Here is an 18,786-nt window from a genome sequence, read left to right on the forward strand (position 1 = left end):
GTTCGATAACTAACCCGCCGGACCCGCATCCTCCAGGATCGGGCCGAACAGCTCCCAGCGTTCGCCGTTGAACTTCATCATCTGAAGCTGCTTGTTGACGCGATAGTCGTCCGGCGTGGTGTTGGCGACGATGCCGGGCAGCGACAAATCGAGCTCAACATTCTTCAGGTGGGTCGCTACGTTCATAACGTTCTCGCGAGTGAGATTGTCGCCGCACTTCTGGAGCACGTAGATCATCAACTGCGAAGTCGAATAGCCGTAGCTGTTGAAGCTCGAGTCCTTGTCGCCCTCAGGATAGTACTTCGCCATGAATTCGAAATACTTCTTCATGCCCGGATCGTCCTTCCAGGTCGGGTCGAGCGGATCCTTGCCGTAGTTGACGCTGATCACGCCCTTGGAAGCTTCGAGGCCTGCCGGCTTCATCACGGCGCCGACTGACGTAGCGTTGATGTCGAGGATCTGCACCGGATGCCAGCCGAGCTCGGCGATCTTCTTGATCGCCTGCGCCGCCTGCTTCGGCGTCGTCGCGCTGAAGAACAGGTCCGCGCCGGCATCCTTGATCCTGGAGAATCTGAGAATCGACGGTTGGATCTGACACCTCGTAGGAAGCCTCCGCCACGATCATGCTGGAGGCCTTGTCGCCGAGGCCGGCCTTGATGCCGTTCAGATAATCTTTGCCGAGGTCGTCGTTCTGATAAAGGATTCCGATCTTGGCGGCCGGGTAGTTCTTGATGATGTACTGGCCATAGATACGGCCTTCGACGAAGTAGTTGGGATTGAACCCCATCGTCCACGGGAAGTTCTTGGGATCGGTGAATTTGGAGGCGCCCGTGGCGGCGAACAGCTGCGGCACCTTCTTGGCGTTCAGATATTTCTGCACAGCCGCGTTCGACGGCGTGCCGAGAAGCTGGAAGGTCAGCAGCACCTCATCGCTCTCGACCAGCTTGCGGACCTGCTCGACCGCTTTAGGCGGGCTGTAGGCGTCGTCATACTGCACCAGGTTGATCTTGCGGCCATTCACGCCGCCCTGATCGTTGATCATCTTCATGTAGGCGGCCTGCGTCTTGCCGATGGTGGCGTAGGCAGAGGCGGGCCCGCTGAACGGATTGGTCTGGCCGATCTTGATCTCGGTGTCGCTGGCGCCGGGGTCGTATTTCTTCTGGGCACTGGCTGACGAAACCGACAGCGCCAACGCGAGCGCGGTCCCCGTGACCAGATGCAAAAGCCCGTTCCTCATCTGCATTTATCTCCCTTTGGTCTCGTCGATGGTCCTGTTGCGCCATCGCTCGCTGCGGATAGTGGAGGAACCGTTTGTGCAACGCAAGGTCGACGCATGCTGGCTTTTCGTAGCGGTTAACCGTGAAGGGTGGGAACGGCGCGGTGCCGTTTCCTCCTGACGGAATTTCCGGGCCCTGTGGAGGAAGGGTGGGCGCAGCGCTAGGATCGCTGCGCGGCGCGGTAGTGCCTCAGGTCAGGAGAAGTGCAAGCAGCGCAATCGCGGCCGGCGCTGCCTGCACGATCAGGATGCGTGTGCTGACGGTCGCCGCGCCAGAAGCGCCGGCTACGATCACGCAGATCAGGAAGAACGCCTTGATCTGGAACGCGAAGGCCGGATTGCCATGCAACAAGCCCCAGACCAGGCCGGCGGCGAGGAAGCCATTATAGAGCCCCTGATTGCCGGCCAGCACTTTCGTGATCTCGGCCTTCTCCGGCGTGTTGCGGAATGTCTTCAATCCCAGCGGCTTGTCCCAGAGAAACATCTCCAGGACCAGGAAATAGGTGTGCAGTGCGGCGACCAGCGCCACCAGAACATTGGCGATCAGACTCAAGTTGAGCTCCCCAAAAGCATCAGCTTTCGGGTGGACGGTAGCACGGCCGCCATGGCAAGTGCGACGTGAGTTTCAACGCAATGGTGTGGCAATGGCCGATCGATCAGCGCGTCCGTCAGAGAGCTTTGGCCTTGATCGGTTGGGCACGCCGATCGGGACCGCGTTGCTCGTCACCGATGCCGACGGCGCGCTGCGCGCGCTTGACTGGGAGGACTACGAGCACCGGATGCGCGAGTTGCTGCGGCTGCAGTGCGGCCCGGTGGATCTGCGCCAGCGAGCCGCGCCCGCCCCGATGAAGGCGGCGCTATCGGATTACTTCGCGGGCGACCTTGCGCAGCTCTCGTCGATCCCATGGCGTGTCGCCGGGACACCCTTCCAGCAAAAGGTCTGGACCGCGCTTGCGCAAATCCCCGCCGGCACCACACTGAGCTATGGCGCGCTCGCCGCGAGGCTCGACATGCCTAAGGCGGTTCGCGCCGTCGGCCATGCCAACGGCTCCAATCCGATCAGCGTCGTGCTGCCTTGCCATCGCCTGATCGGTGCAAATGGTTCGCTGGTGAAATATGGCGGCGGTCTGGAGCGCAAGCGCTGGCTGCTGCGGCACGAGGGGGTGGAGGTTTGAAGGCGTCGTGCCCAACGCGGTCGTCACGCCGCCGGCGCAACCACCTTCTCACCCGCCATCACATGGGTCAGCGCGCTCTTGATCGCGGCCTGTCGCGTCGGTGCGTTGATCTGCGCGCCGAGGAGGTCGGTGACGTAAAACACGTCGCGGGCGCGTTCGCCGAAGGTCGCGACATGCGCAGACGCAATGTTGAGGTTGAGCTTCGAGATTGCGGTGGTCAGCTCATAGAGCAGGCCGGGACGGTCGAGGCCGGACATCTCGATCACGGTATAGCGGTCGGACCATTGGTTGTTGATGGTCACTTCCGGCTCGATCACGAAAGGTCGTGCCTTACTGCGCACGGTACGTCGCGCCACCACCTCGGGGAGGCGCAGCTTGCCTTCGAGTACGTCCTCGATCATCTCGCCGATGCGGGTGGCGCGGCGGCCCTCGTCCTCGTCGCGGTCGTACTCGCGGGAGATCGAGATCGTGTCGAGCGCGCGGCCGTCGGTCGTGGTGTAGATCTGCGCATCGACGATGTTGGCGCCGGCCGAGGCGCAGGCGCCTGCGATGATCGAAAGTAGCCAGGGATGGTCGGCCGCGAAGATCGTCAGCTCGGTGACGCCGCGCACCTCGTCGAAGCCGACATTGATCGCGAGCTTGTGGCCGGCCTGCTCGCTCGATCGCACGAAGCGGGCGTGGCGGATCTTTCGCGGCAATTCGACCTTGAGCCAGTAGGCTGGATAGTGCCGGCCGATATAGGCATCGAGCTCGTCGCTCGGCCATTCGGCAAAGGCCATGCGGAATTCGGCGTGCGCGGCCACCAGGCGTTTTCCCCGGTCGACTTCCGAGAAGCCGCCGGTCAAGACCGGCTCGGTCTCGTAATACAGAGAGCGCAGGAGCTGCGCCTTCCAGCCGTTCCACACGCCGGGGCCGACGCCGCGAATATCGGCGGTGGTCAGGATCGTCAGCAGCTTCATCTGCTCGACCGATTGCACCACGGCGGCGAAATTCTCGATGGTCTTGCGATCGGACAGGTCGCGCGACTGCGCGACCGTCGACATTGTCAGATGCTCCTCGATCAGCCAGGCCACGAGCTCGGTGTCGGCCGCGCTGAAGCCGAGCCGCGGGCAGAGCCGGCGCGCCACCTTGGCGCCGGCGATCGAATGATCCTCAGGCCGGCCCTTGGCGATGTCGTGCAGCAGCGTCACGATGTAGATCACCGAACGGTGCTCGGGTCGGATCTTGCGCATCAGATCGCTCGCAAGCGTGAACTCCTCGTTGCCGCCGCGCTCGATGTCCTGCAGGAAGCCGACGCAGCGGATCAAATGCTCGTCGACGGTGTAGTGATGATACATGTTGAACTGCATCATCGAGACGATCTTGCCGAAGGCGCGGATGAAATGGCCGAGCACGCCGGTCTCGTTCATCCGCCGCAGCACGATCTCGGCGTTGTCGGAGGTCAGGATCTCCATGAACAGCCGGTTGGCCTCGGGGTTCTCGCGAAGCTGGGCGTTGATCAGGGCGAGCGAGCGCGTCACGCTGCGCATCGCATCCGGATGGAAGGCGAGGTTGTTCTTCTGCGCAAGACGGAAGATGCGGATCAGATTGACCGGATCGTGCTTGAAGACGTCGGGCGCGCCGATATTGATGCGGTTGTTGTCGACGATGAAGTCGTCGCTATCGGGCACGCGGCGCTTCGCGGCGGTGGGACGCAGCCGCGCCATCATCCGGCTCAAGACCGGCGCGGGCTTGGCCTGCTGGTCCTCGAGCTTGGCGCAGAGAATGGCGGTGAGGTTGCCGACTTCCTTGGCGACCAGGAAGTAGTGCTTCATGAAGCGCTCGACATCCTGCATGCCGGGATGCGAGGTGTAGCCGAGCCGGACCGCGATCTCGCGCTGCAGGTCGAATGACAGGCGTTCTTCGGCGCGGCCGGAATAGAAATGCAGATTGCAGCGCACCGACCAGAGGAAATCGGCACAGCGGCGGAAGGTGCGGTATTCCTGTGCGTCGAACACGCCGCGCTCGGCCAGCTCGTCGGTGTCGCGGACGCGGTAGACGTATTTCGCGATCCAGAACAGCGTGTGCAGGTCGCGCAAGGCGCCCTTGCCGTCCTTGACGTTGGGTTCGACCAGATAGCGCGACTGGCCGCCGCGGCGATGCCGCTCCTCGCGCTCGGCGAGCTTTGCGGTGACGAACTCGGACGCGGTGCCCTGCACCACTTCCTTGTCGAAACGCGCGACCAGTTCGTCATAGAGCGGTTGATCGCCGGTGAGAAAGCGCGTCTCCAGGATCGCGGTGCGGATGGTCATGTCGCCGCGCGCCTGGCGGATCGATTCATCGACCGAGCGCGTGGCGTGACCGACCTTCAGCCCCATATCCCAGAGGCAATAGAGGATCGCTTCAGCGACCTGCTCGCCCCAGGCGGTCTGTTTGTAGGGCAGGATGAACAGGAGATCGATGTCGGATTCCGGTGCCATCAGGCCGCGGCCATAGCCGCCAGTCGCGACCACCGCCATCCGTTCGGCGCCGCTCGGGATCGGTGAGCGATAGAGGTGACGGGTCGCCGCCGAATATAGAATGCGGATGATCTCGTCCTGCACATGACACAGCCGCTCGGCGCAGCGCCGGCCGTGACGATCTTTGAGCAGGATCGCCTGCGCCGCCTCGCGCGAGGCCATCAGTTCGGCCTTGAGCAGTTGCGCCATGGCCGTGCGGAACGCGTCCTCGCGCCCTTGATGCTTTCCGGCAAGCGCATCGACCGCGGCGGTGATCCGCGACGTGTCGAAGCGATCATCCACCTCTCGCTTGTGCTCAGTCGTGACGCTGTCCATGTCACACCGGATATAAGAGGCGACAGGCGCTGTCACCCGCCATTCTCTGGCAATAGTCGCTCCATGCTCGAAAAGCCCGGCTTTGGGCAAAGTTGTTCTCAGGCGGTGCGCTTTCAAGGGTGGGATTTTCTCGTTGATCTCTAGATATAACTCATTGAAAAACAATGAAGTTTTGGAGGGTCTGGGCATGATCAAGATTTCACGACGCATTCTGCTGGCGGGAGCGGTGGCGCTCGCTGTGGCCCCTGCGGCACGGGCGGCGGAGCCGCTGAAGGAGATCCGCATCGACTGGGCGACCTACAACCCGGTGTCGCTGGTCCTGAAGCAGAAGGGGCTGCTGGAGAAGGAGTTCGCCAAGGACGGCATCACCATCACCTGGGTGCAGTCTGCCGGCTCCAACAAGGCGCTCGAATTCCTCAACGCCGGTTCGATCGATTTCGGCTCGACCGCAGGCTCGGCGGCGCTGGTCGCGCGCATCAACGGCAACCCGATCAAGTCGATCTATGTCTATTCGCGTCCCGAATGGACTGCGCTGGTTACCGGCAAGGATTCCAAGATCGCAAGCGTCGCAGATCTTAAGGGCAAGCGCGTCGCGGTGACGCGCGGCACCGATCCGCACATCTTCCTGGTGCGCGCGCTGCTCGGCGCCGGCCTGACCGAGAAGGACATCACGCCGGTGCTGCTCCAGCACGCCGACGGCAAGACCGCGCTGATCCGCGGCGACGTCGATGCCTGGGCCGGTCTCGATCCGATGATGGCGCAGGCCGAGGTCGAAGAGGGCGCAAAGCTGTTCTACCGCAACGCCGACGCCAACACCTGGGGCATCCTCAATGTGCGCGAGCAGTTCCTGAAGGACTATCCGGATATCGTCCGCCGCGTGCTTGCGACCTACGAGGACGCGCGAAAATATTCGCTGGCGAATTACGATGATCTCAAGAAGACATTCATCGCCGTGACCAAGTTGCCCGATGCCGTCGTCGACAAGCAGCTCAAGGAGCGCACCGAACTCACCCACAGCCGCATCGGCGCGCCGCAGCGCGAGTCGATCCTCGCCGCGGGCCTCGCCTTGCAGCAGGCCGGCGTCCTCGATGCCAAGGTCGATGTGAAGGCGACACTGGATGCCTTGATCGACGACCAGGTGCCGCTGCCGACGAATCAATTCGGCAATCGCGCGGCAAATTAGGTGTGGTCCCGGCGAAGGCCGGGACCCATACTCCCAGGGAGTAGTTTGGCGGAAAGGCGGTCACTCCGAGTCCCCGTATCCACATCTCCCTGTGGCTATGGGTCCCGGATCGACGCTCCGCTTCGCTGCGCTTGTCCGGGACGGCGGCGGAGATCGCCGGCGCGCCCTTGCATTCCCTGATAAGACGCGCTTCCTACCGGCCATGAGCTCCGACGCGCCAGTCCTGCAGCAACCCTCGGAACCGGCCGAGAACTCGGGCGCGCCCTCGCGGCTGTCACGCTATGCGCGACCGATGCTGGGACTGCTGTTGCCGCTGACGCTGGCGCTCGGCTGGGAACTCGTGGTCCGGCTCGGCTGGTCCAATGGCCGGCTGGTGCCGCCGCCATCGCGCGTCTTCGCCACCATCGCCGATCTCGCCCGCTCTGGGGAGCTGATCCGCCACATCGCCGCGACGCTGTGGCGCGTCGGTCTTGGCTTTGCGTTCGGCGTCCTGGCAGGCACGGTGCTCGGCGCCGTCTCCGGCTATTGGTCGCTGGCGCGACGGCTGCTTGATCCGACCGTGCAGGCGCTGCGCGCGATCCCCTCGCTCGCCTGGGTGCCGCTGTTCATTCTGTGGCTCGGCATTTTCGAGACGTCGAAGATCGCGCTGATTGCGGCCGGCGTGTTCTTCCCGGTGTATCTCGGCGTGATGGGCGCGATCCTCAGCGTCGATCGCAAAATCGTCGAAGTCGGCCGCACGTTTCGCCTGTCCGGGCCCGCGATGATCCGCCGCATCTTGCTGCCCGCCGTGCTGCCGGCCTATGTCGTCTCCCTGCGTGTCGGCCTGGGCCTGGGCTGGATGTTCGTGGTGGCGGCCGAATTGATCGGTGCCTCCGAGGGCCTCGGCTATCTCCTGCTCGATGGCCAGCAGCTCGGCAAGCCGGCGCAGATCCTGGCCGCGATCGTGATCTTCGCCATCCTCGGCAAGCTCACGGACTGGCTGATCGAGGTTGCGGCAGCGCCCTTCCTGCGCTGGCAGGATGCCTTCGGGCGCGCGAGAGGAACCTGAGCGATGCTCGCGCTCGACCGGGTCAGCAAGACCTATCCCAACGGCGTGCAGGCGCTGGCGCGCTTCTCCTCACAGATCAGGCAAGGTGAGATCGTCGCCATCATCGGCGGCTCCGGCTGCGGCAAGTCCACGCTGCTGCGCGCCGTCGCCGGCCTTGATCGCGCAAGTTCGGGTACGGTGACGCTCGACAACGAGAGGATCGCCGCGCCGCATGCCAAGATCGGCATCATTTTCCAGGAGCCGCGGCTTTTGCCCTGGCTCAGCGTCGCCGACAATATCGGCTTTGGCCTCGCCGACCTGACCACGACTGAGCGGCGCGAGAAGGTGGCGCGCGCGCTGGCCCGCGTCGGGCTCGCCGACAAGGCGCAAGCCTGGCCGCGCGAACTCTCCGGCGGGCAGGCTCAGCGTGTTGCGATCGCACGCGCACTGGTGCCGCAGCCGGAGGTGCTGCTGCTCGACGAACCGTTCTCCGCGCTCGATGCCTTCACCCGCCGCGACCTCCAGGATCATCTGCTCGACCTCTGGGCCGATACGCGGCCGACGTTGGTCCTGGTCACCCATGATGTCGACGAGGCGGTCGTGCTGGCCGATCGCGTGCTGGTGATGCGGCCTCGGCCGGGCCGGTTGTTCGACCAGATCGAGATCAATCTGGGGCGGCCCCGCGATCGCAATTCGCCGCTGTTCGAGAATTTCAAGCGCAGCGTGCTGACGTCACTCGACCGTTCGCTCGACCGCAACGTGCCCGACCGTGACGCAACCCAGGGTCCCGGTCAGGCCATGTGGTGGTGACAACGTCTCTCTGAGCCGGTACATCGAGGGATAATTTCCGGGAGAGAACAAGATGGACGCCGCTGAACTGCGCCAGATGCAGGCTCCGATCAAGGAGCGTTACAAGACCGATCCCAAGACCGCGATGATCACGCTGAAGGCCAAGGGCTCGATCGACAGCGAAGGCATCGCCTGCAAGGTCGAGACCGGACGGGCCATCGCGATGGCTGGCCTGCATCCGGCGACCGGCGGCTCCGGCCTCGAGCTTTGTTCCGGCGACATGCTGCTGGAGGCGCTGGTTGCCTGTGCCGGTGTCACGCTGAAATCGGTCGCGACCGCGATCGAGGTGCCGCTCAAGACCGGCAATGTCTACGCCGAAGGCGATCTCGATTTCCGCGGCACGCTCGGCGTCGACAAGGAGACCCCGGTTGGCTTCGCCGAGATCCGGCTGCGCTTCGAGGTCGATACCGATGCGCCGCAGGACAAGCTCGATCTGCTGCTCAAGCTCACGGAGCGCTATTGCGTGGTCTACCAGACCATCAAGAACGGCCCGAAGGTCTCGGTGTCGATGCAGCGGATGTGAGGCGCGGACCGCAGTCCAACAATCGGTGTCGTCCTGGCGAAAGCCAGGACCAATTACCCCCCAACGCCGATTGTGTTGCGAGACCGGCGACTACGACCCTCCAACACAGCGAAGCCTGTGGTTATGGGTCCTGGATCGGCGCTCACTTCGTTCGCTTGTCCAGGACGACGAAGAAAAAAATGTCCCTCGAGCTCCACTTCATCCTTTTCCTCCTTCTGCGCATGGCCATCGCGGCGGCTTTCGTGGTGTCGGCGTCGATCATCACGGAGCGCTCCGGCCCGGCGATCGGCGCGCTGGTGGCGACCCTCCCGGTCTCGGCCGGTCCCTCCTATGTCTTTCTCGCGCTCGACCATGACGCTGCCTTCATCGCGCGAGGCGCGCTGTCGAGCCTGCCGGTCAATGCCGCGACGATCTTCATGTGCCTGACCTATGTCGTGCTGGCCCAGCGGCGCAGCCTTGCCATGAGTTGCGGAAGCGCTGTCGCAGTCTGGATCGTGCTCGCCTCGATCATCCGCCAGTTCGATTGGCCGCTCACCGCAGGGCTCGCCGCCAATCTGGTCGCGTTCGGCATCTGTATTCCGCTGCTCGCGCGCTATCGCCACGTGAAGATGCCGCCCGTGACCCGCCGCTGGTATGACATTCCGATGCGGGCCGCGCTGGTCGCAACGCTTGTCGCCATCGTCGTTTCGACCTCGGGCTGGGTCGGTCCCCGCATCAGCGGCATTATCGCGCTGTACCCGGTCGTCTTCACCAGTATCATGGTGATCCTGCATCCGCGCATCGGCGGTCCGCCGACTGCCGCCGTGCTCGCCAATTCCGCTTGGGGCCTGCTCGGATTCGGCATGGCAATCGCGGTGCTGCACGTTGGGGCGGCGTCGTTCGGCTCTGCCATTGGTTTGTCTGTGGCCCTCAGCACCTGCGTGGTCTGGAATCTGACGCTATGGGGGCTTGGGCTGCCTGCAATGCGCAAGGCGCGGCAAGCACCGTGACACTACGGATATGCGCGATACCGACTCGCGAACGGCATCTCCGGCGAAACCTGCTCGCGCCAACAGCGCGCGCATCGCGGCAACACGTTGAATGACAAATCTCATTTCAAATAACGAGATCGCCGCGGCCGCGTGCAAGCGGACGTTCGTGCAGCGCTAAGTTGCCCGTTTGTGTCTGCCGATCCCTAAAAATCCGTTAGAACTTTATTCGAGTTTTCCCGGTCCGAACTATCTTGCGTACCCGTCTCGGGTTTCATCAGTGCGAATTTTGCCCGCGGGAGTTGTCGATTGGAATTCGGCACGCGTTGCCGCGCAGTCACACCCAGTGGTTCCCGATGAGCATGTGCAATCGGCGTATTTCAAATTTGGAGATTCGCTGATGTTTGGTCTCAAGTCCCGCAACGACGCGGATGCTAAGCTCGCAGCCATCGGCCGCTCGCAGGCTATGATCGAGTTTGCCACTGATGGCACGATCCTGAGCGCCAACCAGAATTTCTTGAATGCCCTCGGCTACTCCCTCGACGAGATCAAGGGAAAGAAGCATGCCATGTTCATGCCGGCCGATCAGCGCGACAGCGCCGAGTACAAGGCGTTCTGGGCTGCATTGAACCGCGGCGAGTATCAGGCGCGCGAGTTCAAGCGGATCGCGAAGGGCGGCCGCGAGGTCTGGATCGAAGCATCCTACAATCCGGTGCTCGACGGCGACGGCAAGACGGTGATGGTCGCAAAGATTGCAACCGACATCACCGAGAAGAGGATCCGGAGCATGACGGACGCGTCGAAGATCGCCGCCATCAGCCGGGCCCAGGCCGTGATCGAGTTCAAGCTCGACGGCACCGTTGTCACCGCCAACGAGAATTTCTGTAACGCGCTCGGCTATTCGCTGACCGAGATCCAGGGTAAGCATCACAGCCTGTTCGTGCCCCAGGCCGAGCGCGACGGCGCGGCCTATCGCGAGTTCTGGGCCAAGCTCAACCGCGGCGAATACCAGGCCGGCGAGTTCAAACGCATCGGCAAGGGCGGCCGCGAGGTCTGGATTCTCGCCTCCTACAATCCGCTGCTCGACGAGAACGGCAAGCCGTTCGGCGTCCTCAAGTTCGCCACCGACGTTACGGCGGAGAAGCTGAAGAACGCCGATCTCGCCGGCCAGATCGCGGCGATCGACAAGGCCCAGGCCGTGATCGAGTTCAACATGGACGGCACCATCCTCACCGCGAACCCGAACTTCCTCGGCGCGCTCGGCTATTCGCTGGCCGAGGTCCAGGGCAAGCATCACAGCATGTTCGTCGAGCCGTCGGAGCGCGAGGGGACGGCCTATCGCGAGTTCTGGGCCGCGCTCAACCGCGGTCAGTATCAGGCGGCCGAATACAAGCGCATCGGCAAGGGCGGCAAGGAGATCTACATCCAGGCCTCCTACAACCCGATCCTCGACCTCAATGGCAAGCCGTTCAAGGTCGTGAAATATGCGACCGACACCACCAAGCAAGTGCTGGTCCGCATGGGCAACGAACGCGTCCGCGGCATGATGGAATCGGTCGCCGCCGGTTCGGAGGAATTGAATGCCTCGGTGCGGGAGATTTCCGAAGCCATGACCAAATCGCGCGAGACCGCGATGAGTGCGGTGGACCAGGTCGCCACCGCAGACGCCCAGGCGCAGCGCCTTACCGAAGCCGCGCAGGCGATGAGCGGCATCGTCGAGCTGATCAACAACATCACCGGACAGATCAACCTGCTGGCACTCAACGCCACGATCGAATCGGCGCGCGCGGGGAAGCCGGTCGCGGTTTCGCGGTGGTCGCCTCGGAGGTGAAGAGCCTCGCCAACCAGGCCAAGCAGGCCACCGACAAGATCGGCGCGGAGATCGGCAGCCTCAACGGCATCTCCGGCGACGTCGTCAGCGCGCTCGGTTCGATCAAGCAGGCGATCAACAATGTCAGCGAATATGTGACCTCGACCGCCGCCGCAATCGAGGAGCAGAGCACGGTGACGAACGAGATGTCGACCAGCATGCAGCGCGCGGCAGCCGAAGCGGCCGCGATTGCGGCGAGGGCGTAGGCAAGAACGGCAGAACCCTGGGGTGGGCAAAGGCGCGCGCACCTTGCGCGCCGTGCCCACCATCTCTCCGTGAACGCCGTATTGCGTGGTGGGCACGCTGCGCTTTGCCCACCCTGCGCACCGTCATTGTTTCGGCAGTTTTGCCTTCAACGCATACAGCGCATCGAGCGCCGCGCGTGGCGACATCTCGTCCGGATGCAGCGCCTTCACGGCCTCAATTAGCAGTTCGGCCTCGCTCGGCGGCGCGCGTTCCGCGGCGGCGCGCGAAGGCACGGCGAACAACGGCAGATCGTCCGCGAGTGCGCGCGCGGTCTGGCCGCGGTCCTGCGCCTCTAATTTTGCCAGCACGGATTTCGCGCGTGCGATCACGGCCGGCGGCAGGCCTGCAAGCTTGGCGACCTGGATGCCGTAGGAGCGGTCGGCCGAGCCAGGCAGCACCTCGTGCAGGAACACGACATTGCCCTGCCATTCCTTCACCCGCACCGTGGCGTTGAACATGCGTGGCAGCTTGGCGGACAGCGCGGTGAGTTCATGGTAATGCGTGGCGAACAGAGTGCGGCAGCGGTTGCTTTCGTGCAGATGCTCGATTGCGGCCCAGGCGATCGAAAGGCCGTCGAAGGTCGCCGTGCCGCGCCCGATCTCGTCGAGGATCACGAGCGCGCGCTCGCCGGCCTGATTGAGGATCGCAGCGGTCTCGACCATCTCCACCATGAAGGTCGAGCGTCCGCGGGCGAGGTCGTCGGCGGCGCCGACGCGCGAAAACAGCCGGTCGATGACGCCGATCCGCGCGCGCGAGGCCGGCACGAAAGAGCCGATCTGCGCCAGCAACGCAATCAGCGCGTTCTGGCGCAGGAAGGTCGATTTACCGGCCATGTTCGGACCGGTAATCAACCAAAGCTGGCCGGACTTTTGCCCCGGCGCCGGTGAGAGGTCGGAGGCGTTGGCAATGAACGGTTCGCCATTGCGCTTCAATGCCTGCTCGACCACGGGATGGCGGCCGGCCTCGATCGCAAAGCCGAGCGAGTCGTCGACTTCGGGCCTTACATAATTCTCGTCGATGGCGAGTTTTGCCACTGCCGTTGCGACATCGAGCAGCGCGAAAGCATGCGCGGCAGCGCGCAAATCGTCGCTGACCGCCAGCGCCTTGACGGCAAGCCGCTCAAAAATCTCGAGCTCGAGTCCGAGCGCGCGGTCGCCGGCATTGGCGATCTTGGCCTCGATCTCACCAAGCTCGGAGGTGGTGAAGCGCACCTGACCCGCCAGCGTCTGGCGATGGATGAAGGTCGCGTTCAGCGGCGGCGACATCAGCTTGTCGCCGTGTTGCGCGGTGACCTCGACGAAATAGCCGAGCACGTTGTTGTGACGGATCTTGAGGCCCTTCACGCCCGTGCTGTCGGCGTAGCGGGCCTGCATCGATGCGACCACCAGCCGCGAGGCGTCGCGCAGGTTGCGCGTTTCGTCGAGCGCGGGCTCGTAGCCCTGGCGCACGAAGCCGCCATCGCGCTTGATCAGCGGGAGTTGTTCGTCGAGCGCACTGGCAAATTCCACCGCGAGTTCCCGCGAGGGACGCTGCAGTGCCGCCGTCACCGCGGCGATTTCGTGCGGCGGCTGATCCAGCTCGCCAAGCCGTGCCAGCGCCTGGTCGGCGGCGAGGATGCCGTCGCGAAGAGCGGCAAGGTCGCGCGGGCCGCCGCGGCCGACCGAGAGCCGCGCCAGCGCGCGCGACAGGTCGGGCGCGCCGCGCAGGATGCTGCGAATGTCCTCGCGCGCCGCCGAGTCTGCAACGAAGGCGCTGACCGCGTCGAGCCGTCGCGCAATCGCCGCCGCGTCGGTCAACGGTGCCGCCAGACGTTGCGCCAGCAGGCGCGAGCCGGCCGATGTCACCGTGCAGTCGATCGCATCGAGCAGCGAGCCGCGGCGTTCGCCTGCGAGTGTCCGCGTCAGTTCAAGATTGGCGCGCGTGGCGGGGTCGATCGCCATGGTCGCGCCCGAGGCCTCGCGCGCGGGCGGCGACAGCGGTGGATGCTTGCCGACCTGGGTGCGATCGACATAAGTGACGGCCGCGGCGGCCGCGGTTGCTTCGAGGCGGGTCAGCTGCGCGAGCCCGTCCATGGTCGCGACCGCGAAATAGTCGCAGAGGCGCTTCTCGGCGGTGGCGCCGTCGAAGACGTCGCGGGTGAGCGGCGTCAGCGCCGGCAGCTCGCGCAAGGTCGGGCCGAGCTCGCTGTCATTATAGAGCGCGTCGGCGACGATCGCCTCGTTCGGGTTGATGCGTGCCAGCGTCGCGGCGAGCTCGCCGCCGCTGCATTCCAGCACCATGAATTCGGCGGTCGAGATGTCGATCCAGGCAAGGCCAAAGCGGTCGCCGCCTGAGGAGGAACGGGCGCGCGCGATCGCCAGCAGATAGTTGTTGGCGCGCGCATCGAGCAGCGTGTCCTCGGTCAGCGTGCCCGGCGTCACCAGCCGCACCACGCCGCGGCGCACCACGCTCTTGTTGCCGCGCGCCTTGGCGGCGGCGGGATCCTCGGTCTGCTCGCACACCGCCACGCGGTGGCCGGCGCTGATGAGGCGATGCAGATAATCCTCGGAGCGCTCGACCGGCACGCCGCACATCGGGATATCCGCGCCCTGATGCTTGCCGCGCTTGGTCAGCACGATGCCCAAGGTTTTGGAGGCGATCTCGGCGTCCTCGAAGAACAGCTCGTAAAAATCGCCCATCCGATAGAACAGCAGCAGGCCCGGATGCGCGGCCTTGATCTCCAGATACTGTTCCATCATCGGCGTGACGCGCGCAGCGGCGTCGGCCTGCGGGGCGGGCGCTTCGTCGGACGGCGGTACGGAAATCGGCTGTTGCATCGTCATGGGCGGCGCAACCTACAAAATTTCCTCCGGTGCTCCTATCGGTTTGGCCGGGCAGGGGAGGTTTTCCACGTTGTCCGCACCGCGGCATGCGCTGCAGTCGGCGGGCCCGTGCAAATCGCACGCGAAACCGTCAATTGACCTGCCGCGGGCGCCCTCCTAAACCGACATTGAAGAATTTTGGCCGGACCGCGGCATTTTGGGAGAACAGCGATGCGTGACGTCTTTATCTGCGATGCCGTGCGGACCCCGATCGGCCGTTTCGGCGGCTCCCTTGCCAAGGTGCGCGCCGACGACCTCGCCGCTGCTCCGATCAAGGCGCTGATGGCCAAGCACCCGAACCTCGACTGGGCGCAGGTCGACGAGGTCTTCTTCGGCTGCGCCAACCAGGCCGGCGAGGACAATCGCAACGTCGCGCGCATGGCGCTGCTGCTCGCGGGGCTGCCGGATTCGGTTCCCGGCCAGACCCTGAACCGGCTCTGCGCCTCCGGTCTCGACGCGGTCGGTGCGGCCGGCCGTGCCATCCGCTCCGGCGAGATCGAGCTTGCGATTGCCGGCGGCGTCGAATCCATGACGCGCGCGCCCTTCGTGATGGGCAAGGCGCAGGAAGCGTTTTCACGCTCGGCCGAGATCTTTGACACCACCATCGGCTGGCGTTTCATCAATCCGCTCCTGAAGGCGCAATACGGCGTCGACGCCATGCCGGAGACGGGCGAGAATGTCGCCGAGGAATTCCAGGTCTCTCGCGCCGACCAGGATGCCTTCGCCATTCGCTCGCAGCAGCGCGCGGGCGCCGCGATCGCGGCTGGTTATTTCGCCGAAGAGATCATTCCGATCACCATTCCCGGCGGCAAGGTCGGTCCGACCATTGTGGACAAGGACGAGCATCCGCGCCCCGAGACCACGCTGGAAGCCCTCACGAAACTGAAGCCGATCGTGCGCAATCCCGGCACGGTCACCGCCGGCAACGCCTCGGGCGTCAATGACGGCGCGGCCGCGATGATCCTGGCGTCGGAAGCCGCGGTGAAGAAGCATGGTCTTACGCCCCGCGCGCGCATCCTCGGGCTTGCCTCGGCCGGCGTGCCGCCGCGCATCATGGGCATCGGCCCGGTGCCGGCGACCCGCAAGCTGATGGAGCGTCTCGGCAAGAAGATCAGCGATTTCGACCTGATCGAGCTCAATGAAGCCTTCGCCTCGCAGGGCATCGCCTGCATGCGCCAACTCGGCGTCGCCGATGATGCGGATTTCGTCAATCCGCATGGTGGTGCCATCGCGCTGGGCCATCCGCTCGGCATGAGCGGCGCGCGCCTGGCGCTCACCGCGGTCCACGGCATGGAAAAGCGCGGTGGCAAGCTCGCGCTCGCCACCATGTGCGTCGGCGTCGGCCAGGGTGTGGCCGTTGCGATCGAGAAGCTGAATTGACGAGACGCGCAGCGTCCCGTCATCCCGGAGGCGCTCGTTAGCGCGGAATCCGGGATCTCGAGATTCCCGGTTCAGCCCTGTCGGGCTGCCCCGGAACGACAGGGGGAGAGAGCGCCATGATCATCGAGCGCGAGCAGGACGTCACGGCCGCCGCTCTGGCCGTGATGGAGCGGACGTCCGATCCGCGGATGCGGCAGATCATGATCTCGCTGGTCAAGCATCTGCACGGCTTCGTCCGCGACGTACGCCTGACCGAGAAGGAATTCCGCGACGCTACTGCTGTTATCGCCGAACTCGGCAAGCTGACCACCGATACCCATAACGAAGTCGTGCTGATGGCGGGTTCGCTCGGCGTCTCGCCGTTGGTCTGCCTGCTCAACAACGGCGATCAAGGCAATACCGAAACAGATCAGTCGCTGCTCGGACCTTTCTGGCGGCTGAACTCGCCGCGGGTGGAGAATGGCGGATCGATCGTCCGCTCCGAAACGCCTGGCGCGCCGCTGTTCGTCAGCGGCCGTGTCATGGACAAAGACGGCCGCCCCGTCGCCGGTGCCGAGGTCGATGTCTGGCACGCCTCGCCGGTCGGGCTCTATGAGAACCAGGACCCCGAGCAGGCCGACATGAACCTGCGCGGCAAGTTCACGACCGATGCCGACGGGCGCTTCGCCTTTCGCTCGGTGATGATGGTCGGCTACCCCATTCCAACCGACGGTGCCGTCGGCCGACTGCTGAAGGCGCAAAGTCGGCACCCCTATCGCCCCGCGCATCTGCACGCCCTGATCTTCAAGCCGGGATTCAAGGTGCTGATCTCGCAGGTCTACGATCCCAATGACCCCCATATCGACAGCGACGTGCAGTTCGGCGTGACACAAGCGCTGATCGGCAAGTTCGTGCGCCATGCGACGGCACATCCGACCGCGCCGGACGTTTCGACGCCCTGGTATTCGCTCGACCACACCTATCGGCTCGAGGCCGGAGAGGCCGTGCTGCCAAGGCCGCCCATCAAATAAGGTGTCCATGCGGGATGCCGGGCACGCTAGAGGCCTGCTAAACTCACTTCCCTAGATTAGTTATATTCTATAATGATTGGCGGAAGTGTTGACCGGCTGGACCAAAATATGGCCGGGGAGGAGTTCGCCAAATGACATTCATCTATCCCGTCGACAGCAACAAAGCACATCCGCTGCCGCTGTCGCCCGAATACAAGAGCTCAATCAAGCGCGCGCCGCACAAGCCGTTGATCCCGATGCGCCACACGCTGTCGGAACTGACCGGTCCGGTCTACGGTCATGAGACCGTGCGCGAGGGCGACAATGACCTCACCACCCAGCACAGCGGCGAGCCGCTCGGCGAGCGCATCATCGTGCACGGCCATGTCCGCGACGAGGACGGCCGCGGCGTGCCGAACTCGCTGGTCGAGATCTGGCAGGCCAATGCCTGCGGTCGCTACGTCCATGTCCGCGACCAGCATCCGGCGCCGCTCGATCCGAACTTCACCGGGGCGGGCCGCACGCAAAGCGATGCCTCGGGTTACTACCGCTTCGTCACCATCAAACCCGGCGCTTACCCCTGGGGCAATCATCACAACGCTTGGCGGCCGGCCCACATCCATCTTTCGGTGTTTGGCTATTCCTTCGTCACGCGGCTGGTGACGCAGATGTATTTCCCGGGCGATCCCTTGTTCCCGTTCGATCCGATCTTCAACTCGGTGCCGGACGAGAAGGCGCGGATGCGGATGGTGTCGTCGTTCGATCTCGAGAACACCAAGCCCGAATGGGCGCTGTGCTATCGCTTCGACGTTGTGCTGCGCGGCAAGAACGCCACCCCCATGGAGACCAGGTAACGTGCAGGAGAACGTGGAGGACAACGTGAAGGACAACGGGATCACACCATCGCAGACCGTCGGTCCGTTCTTCAAATATGGCCTGACGCCGAACGGCGAGTACGCCTGGAACGACGCGTTCACCAACTCGACGCTGACGCCTGACGTCTCCGGCGATCGCGTTCGCATCGAAGGCCGCGTGTTCGACGGCGACGGCGTCGCCGTGCCGGACGCCATGCTGGAGATCTGGCAGGCGGATGCCCAGGGCCGCTACGCCGATCCGCAGGACAAGCGCGCGCTACCGAACGCCAGCTTCCGCGGCTTCGCTCGCAGCGGCACCGACAAGGATGGCCACTATGCCTTCGAGACCATCAAGCCCGGCGCGGTGCCGGATCCCGATGGCAAGCCGCAGGCGCCGCACATCGTCCTTGCGGTGTTCGGGCGCGGCATGCTGCGGCATCTCTATACCCGCATCTATTTCAGCGACGAGGCCGGCAACGCCGCCGATCCCGTGCTGGCGCTGGTGCCCGCCGATCGCCGCGCCACCATCATCGCGACGCGCGAGGCCGGCAAGCCGGTCTATCGCCTCGACCTGCACTTGCAGGGCGACAAGGAGACGGTGTTCTTCGACGTGTGATGCAGCGCATGCCGGCGATATCGAGTCGCCGGCACGCGTTCTTTATCCAGCGCAATGGCGCCCGTTGTCGCCTGCATCGGCCCTGAACTGATCCTGCATCACGTCTATGCGTCAGTCTCGCTGACTCAAAACCGATCGCTCAACGTCTCATTCCCG

General features: G+C 64.4%; 13 protein-coding genes and 2 pseudogenes. 11 read left to right on the forward strand and 4 right to left on the reverse strand.

The window, feature by feature from the left end; translation table 11 throughout:
- Positions 1-9 precede the first annotated feature (9 nt).
- Positions 10-1,237 (reverse strand): annotated as a pseudogene (locus AB8Z38_RS24870) (ABC transporter substrate-binding protein).
- Positions 1,238-1,466: 229 nt separating this feature from the next.
- Positions 1,467-1,829: a DUF1304 domain-containing protein gene (locus AB8Z38_RS24875; protein WP_369720397.1), complete on the reverse strand. Its 363-nt coding sequence runs from the start codon at positions 1,827-1,829 to the stop codon at positions 1,467-1,469.
- Positions 1,830-1,920: 91 nt separating this feature from the next.
- On the opposite strand from AB8Z38_RS24875, the gene AB8Z38_RS24880 reads away from it, so the two are divergent.
- Positions 1,921-2,451, forward strand: a complete 531-nt coding sequence (locus AB8Z38_RS24880; protein WP_369720398.1) for a methylated-DNA--[protein]-cysteine S-methyltransferase — start codon at positions 1,921-1,923, stop codon at positions 2,449-2,451.
- A 23-nt stretch (positions 2,452-2,474) separates the two neighbouring features.
- On the opposite strand, the gene AB8Z38_RS24885 is transcribed toward AB8Z38_RS24880, so the two are convergent.
- Positions 2,475-5,264 (reverse strand): [protein-PII] uridylyltransferase, encoded by a 2,790-nt coding sequence (locus AB8Z38_RS24885; RefSeq protein ID WP_369726595.1) that lies wholly within the window; start codon positions 5,262-5,264, stop codon positions 2,475-2,477.
- A gap of 187 nt (positions 5,265-5,451) precedes the next feature.
- On the opposite strand from AB8Z38_RS24885, the gene AB8Z38_RS24890 reads away from it, so the two are divergent.
- From AB8Z38_RS24890 to AB8Z38_RS24915, 6 genes and pseudogenes are all read left to right on the forward strand, one after another.
- Complete coding sequence (locus AB8Z38_RS24890; protein ID WP_369720399.1) at positions 5,452-6,447, forward strand: aliphatic sulfonate ABC transporter substrate-binding protein; 996 nt, start codon at positions 5,452-5,454, stop codon at positions 6,445-6,447.
- A gap of 202 nt (positions 6,448-6,649) precedes the next feature.
- Positions 6,650-7,495 carry an ABC transporter permease gene (locus AB8Z38_RS24895; protein ID WP_369720401.1) on the forward strand — a complete coding sequence of 282 codons (846 nt, stop codon included), beginning with the start codon at positions 6,650-6,652 and terminating at the stop codon, positions 7,493-7,495.
- A gap of 3 nt (positions 7,496-7,498) precedes the next feature.
- Entirely contained in the window at positions 7,499-8,284 is a 786-nt protein-coding gene (locus AB8Z38_RS24900; protein ID WP_369720402.1) for an ABC transporter ATP-binding protein, read from the forward strand.
- A 52-nt stretch (positions 8,285-8,336) separates the two neighbouring features.
- Positions 8,337-8,846, forward strand: coding sequence for an OsmC family protein (locus AB8Z38_RS24905; protein ID WP_369720403.1), 510 nt, complete (start codon positions 8,337-8,339; stop codon positions 8,844-8,846).
- Positions 8,847-9,025: 179 nt separating this feature from the next.
- Positions 9,026-9,835 carry a hypothetical protein gene (locus AB8Z38_RS24910; RefSeq protein ID WP_369720404.1) on the forward strand — a complete coding sequence of 270 codons (810 nt, stop codon included), beginning with the start codon at positions 9,026-9,028 and terminating at the stop codon, positions 9,833-9,835.
- Positions 9,836-10,214: 379 nt separating this feature from the next.
- Positions 10,215-11,890, forward strand: a pseudogene (locus tag AB8Z38_RS24915) (PAS domain S-box protein).
- Between the two features lie 123 nt (positions 11,891-12,013).
- On the opposite strand, the gene mutS reads toward AB8Z38_RS24915, so the two are convergent.
- Positions 12,014-14,752, reverse strand: coding sequence for a DNA mismatch repair protein MutS (mutS, locus tag AB8Z38_RS24920; RefSeq protein ID WP_369720405.1), 2,739 nt, complete (start codon positions 14,750-14,752; stop codon positions 12,014-12,016).
- 210 nt (positions 14,753-14,962) lie between these two features.
- Here mutS and pcaF point away from each other — a divergent pair, with 210 nt between their 5' ends.
- The 4 genes from pcaF to pcaG all read left to right on the forward strand — a co-directional run bounded on the left by pcaF (position 14,963) and on the right by pcaG (position 18,630).
- On the forward strand, positions 14,963-16,171 hold the full coding sequence (gene pcaF, locus AB8Z38_RS24925; protein ID WP_369720406.1) for a 3-oxoadipyl-CoA thiolase: 1,209 nt from the start codon (positions 14,963-14,965) through the stop codon (positions 16,169-16,171).
- Between the two features lie 116 nt (positions 16,172-16,287).
- Positions 16,288-17,181: a dioxygenase gene (locus AB8Z38_RS24930; RefSeq protein WP_369720407.1), complete on the forward strand. Its 894-nt coding sequence runs from the start codon at positions 16,288-16,290 to the stop codon at positions 17,179-17,181.
- Between the two features lie 131 nt (positions 17,182-17,312).
- Entirely contained in the window at positions 17,313-18,014 is a 702-nt protein-coding gene (pcaH, locus tag AB8Z38_RS24935) for a protocatechuate 3,4-dioxygenase subunit beta (protein ID WP_369720408.1), read from the forward strand.
- Between the two features lie 13 nt (positions 18,015-18,027).
- Positions 18,028-18,630, forward strand: a complete 603-nt coding sequence (gene pcaG / locus AB8Z38_RS24940) for a protocatechuate 3,4-dioxygenase subunit alpha (RefSeq protein WP_369726596.1) — start codon at positions 18,028-18,030, stop codon at positions 18,628-18,630.
- The last annotated feature ends 156 nt before the right edge of the window (positions 18,631-18,786 follow it).

The sequence above is a fragment of the Bradyrhizobium sp. LLZ17 genome (genome assembly GCF_041200145.1).
GTDB lineage: Bacteria > Pseudomonadota > Alphaproteobacteria > Rhizobiales > Xanthobacteraceae > Bradyrhizobium.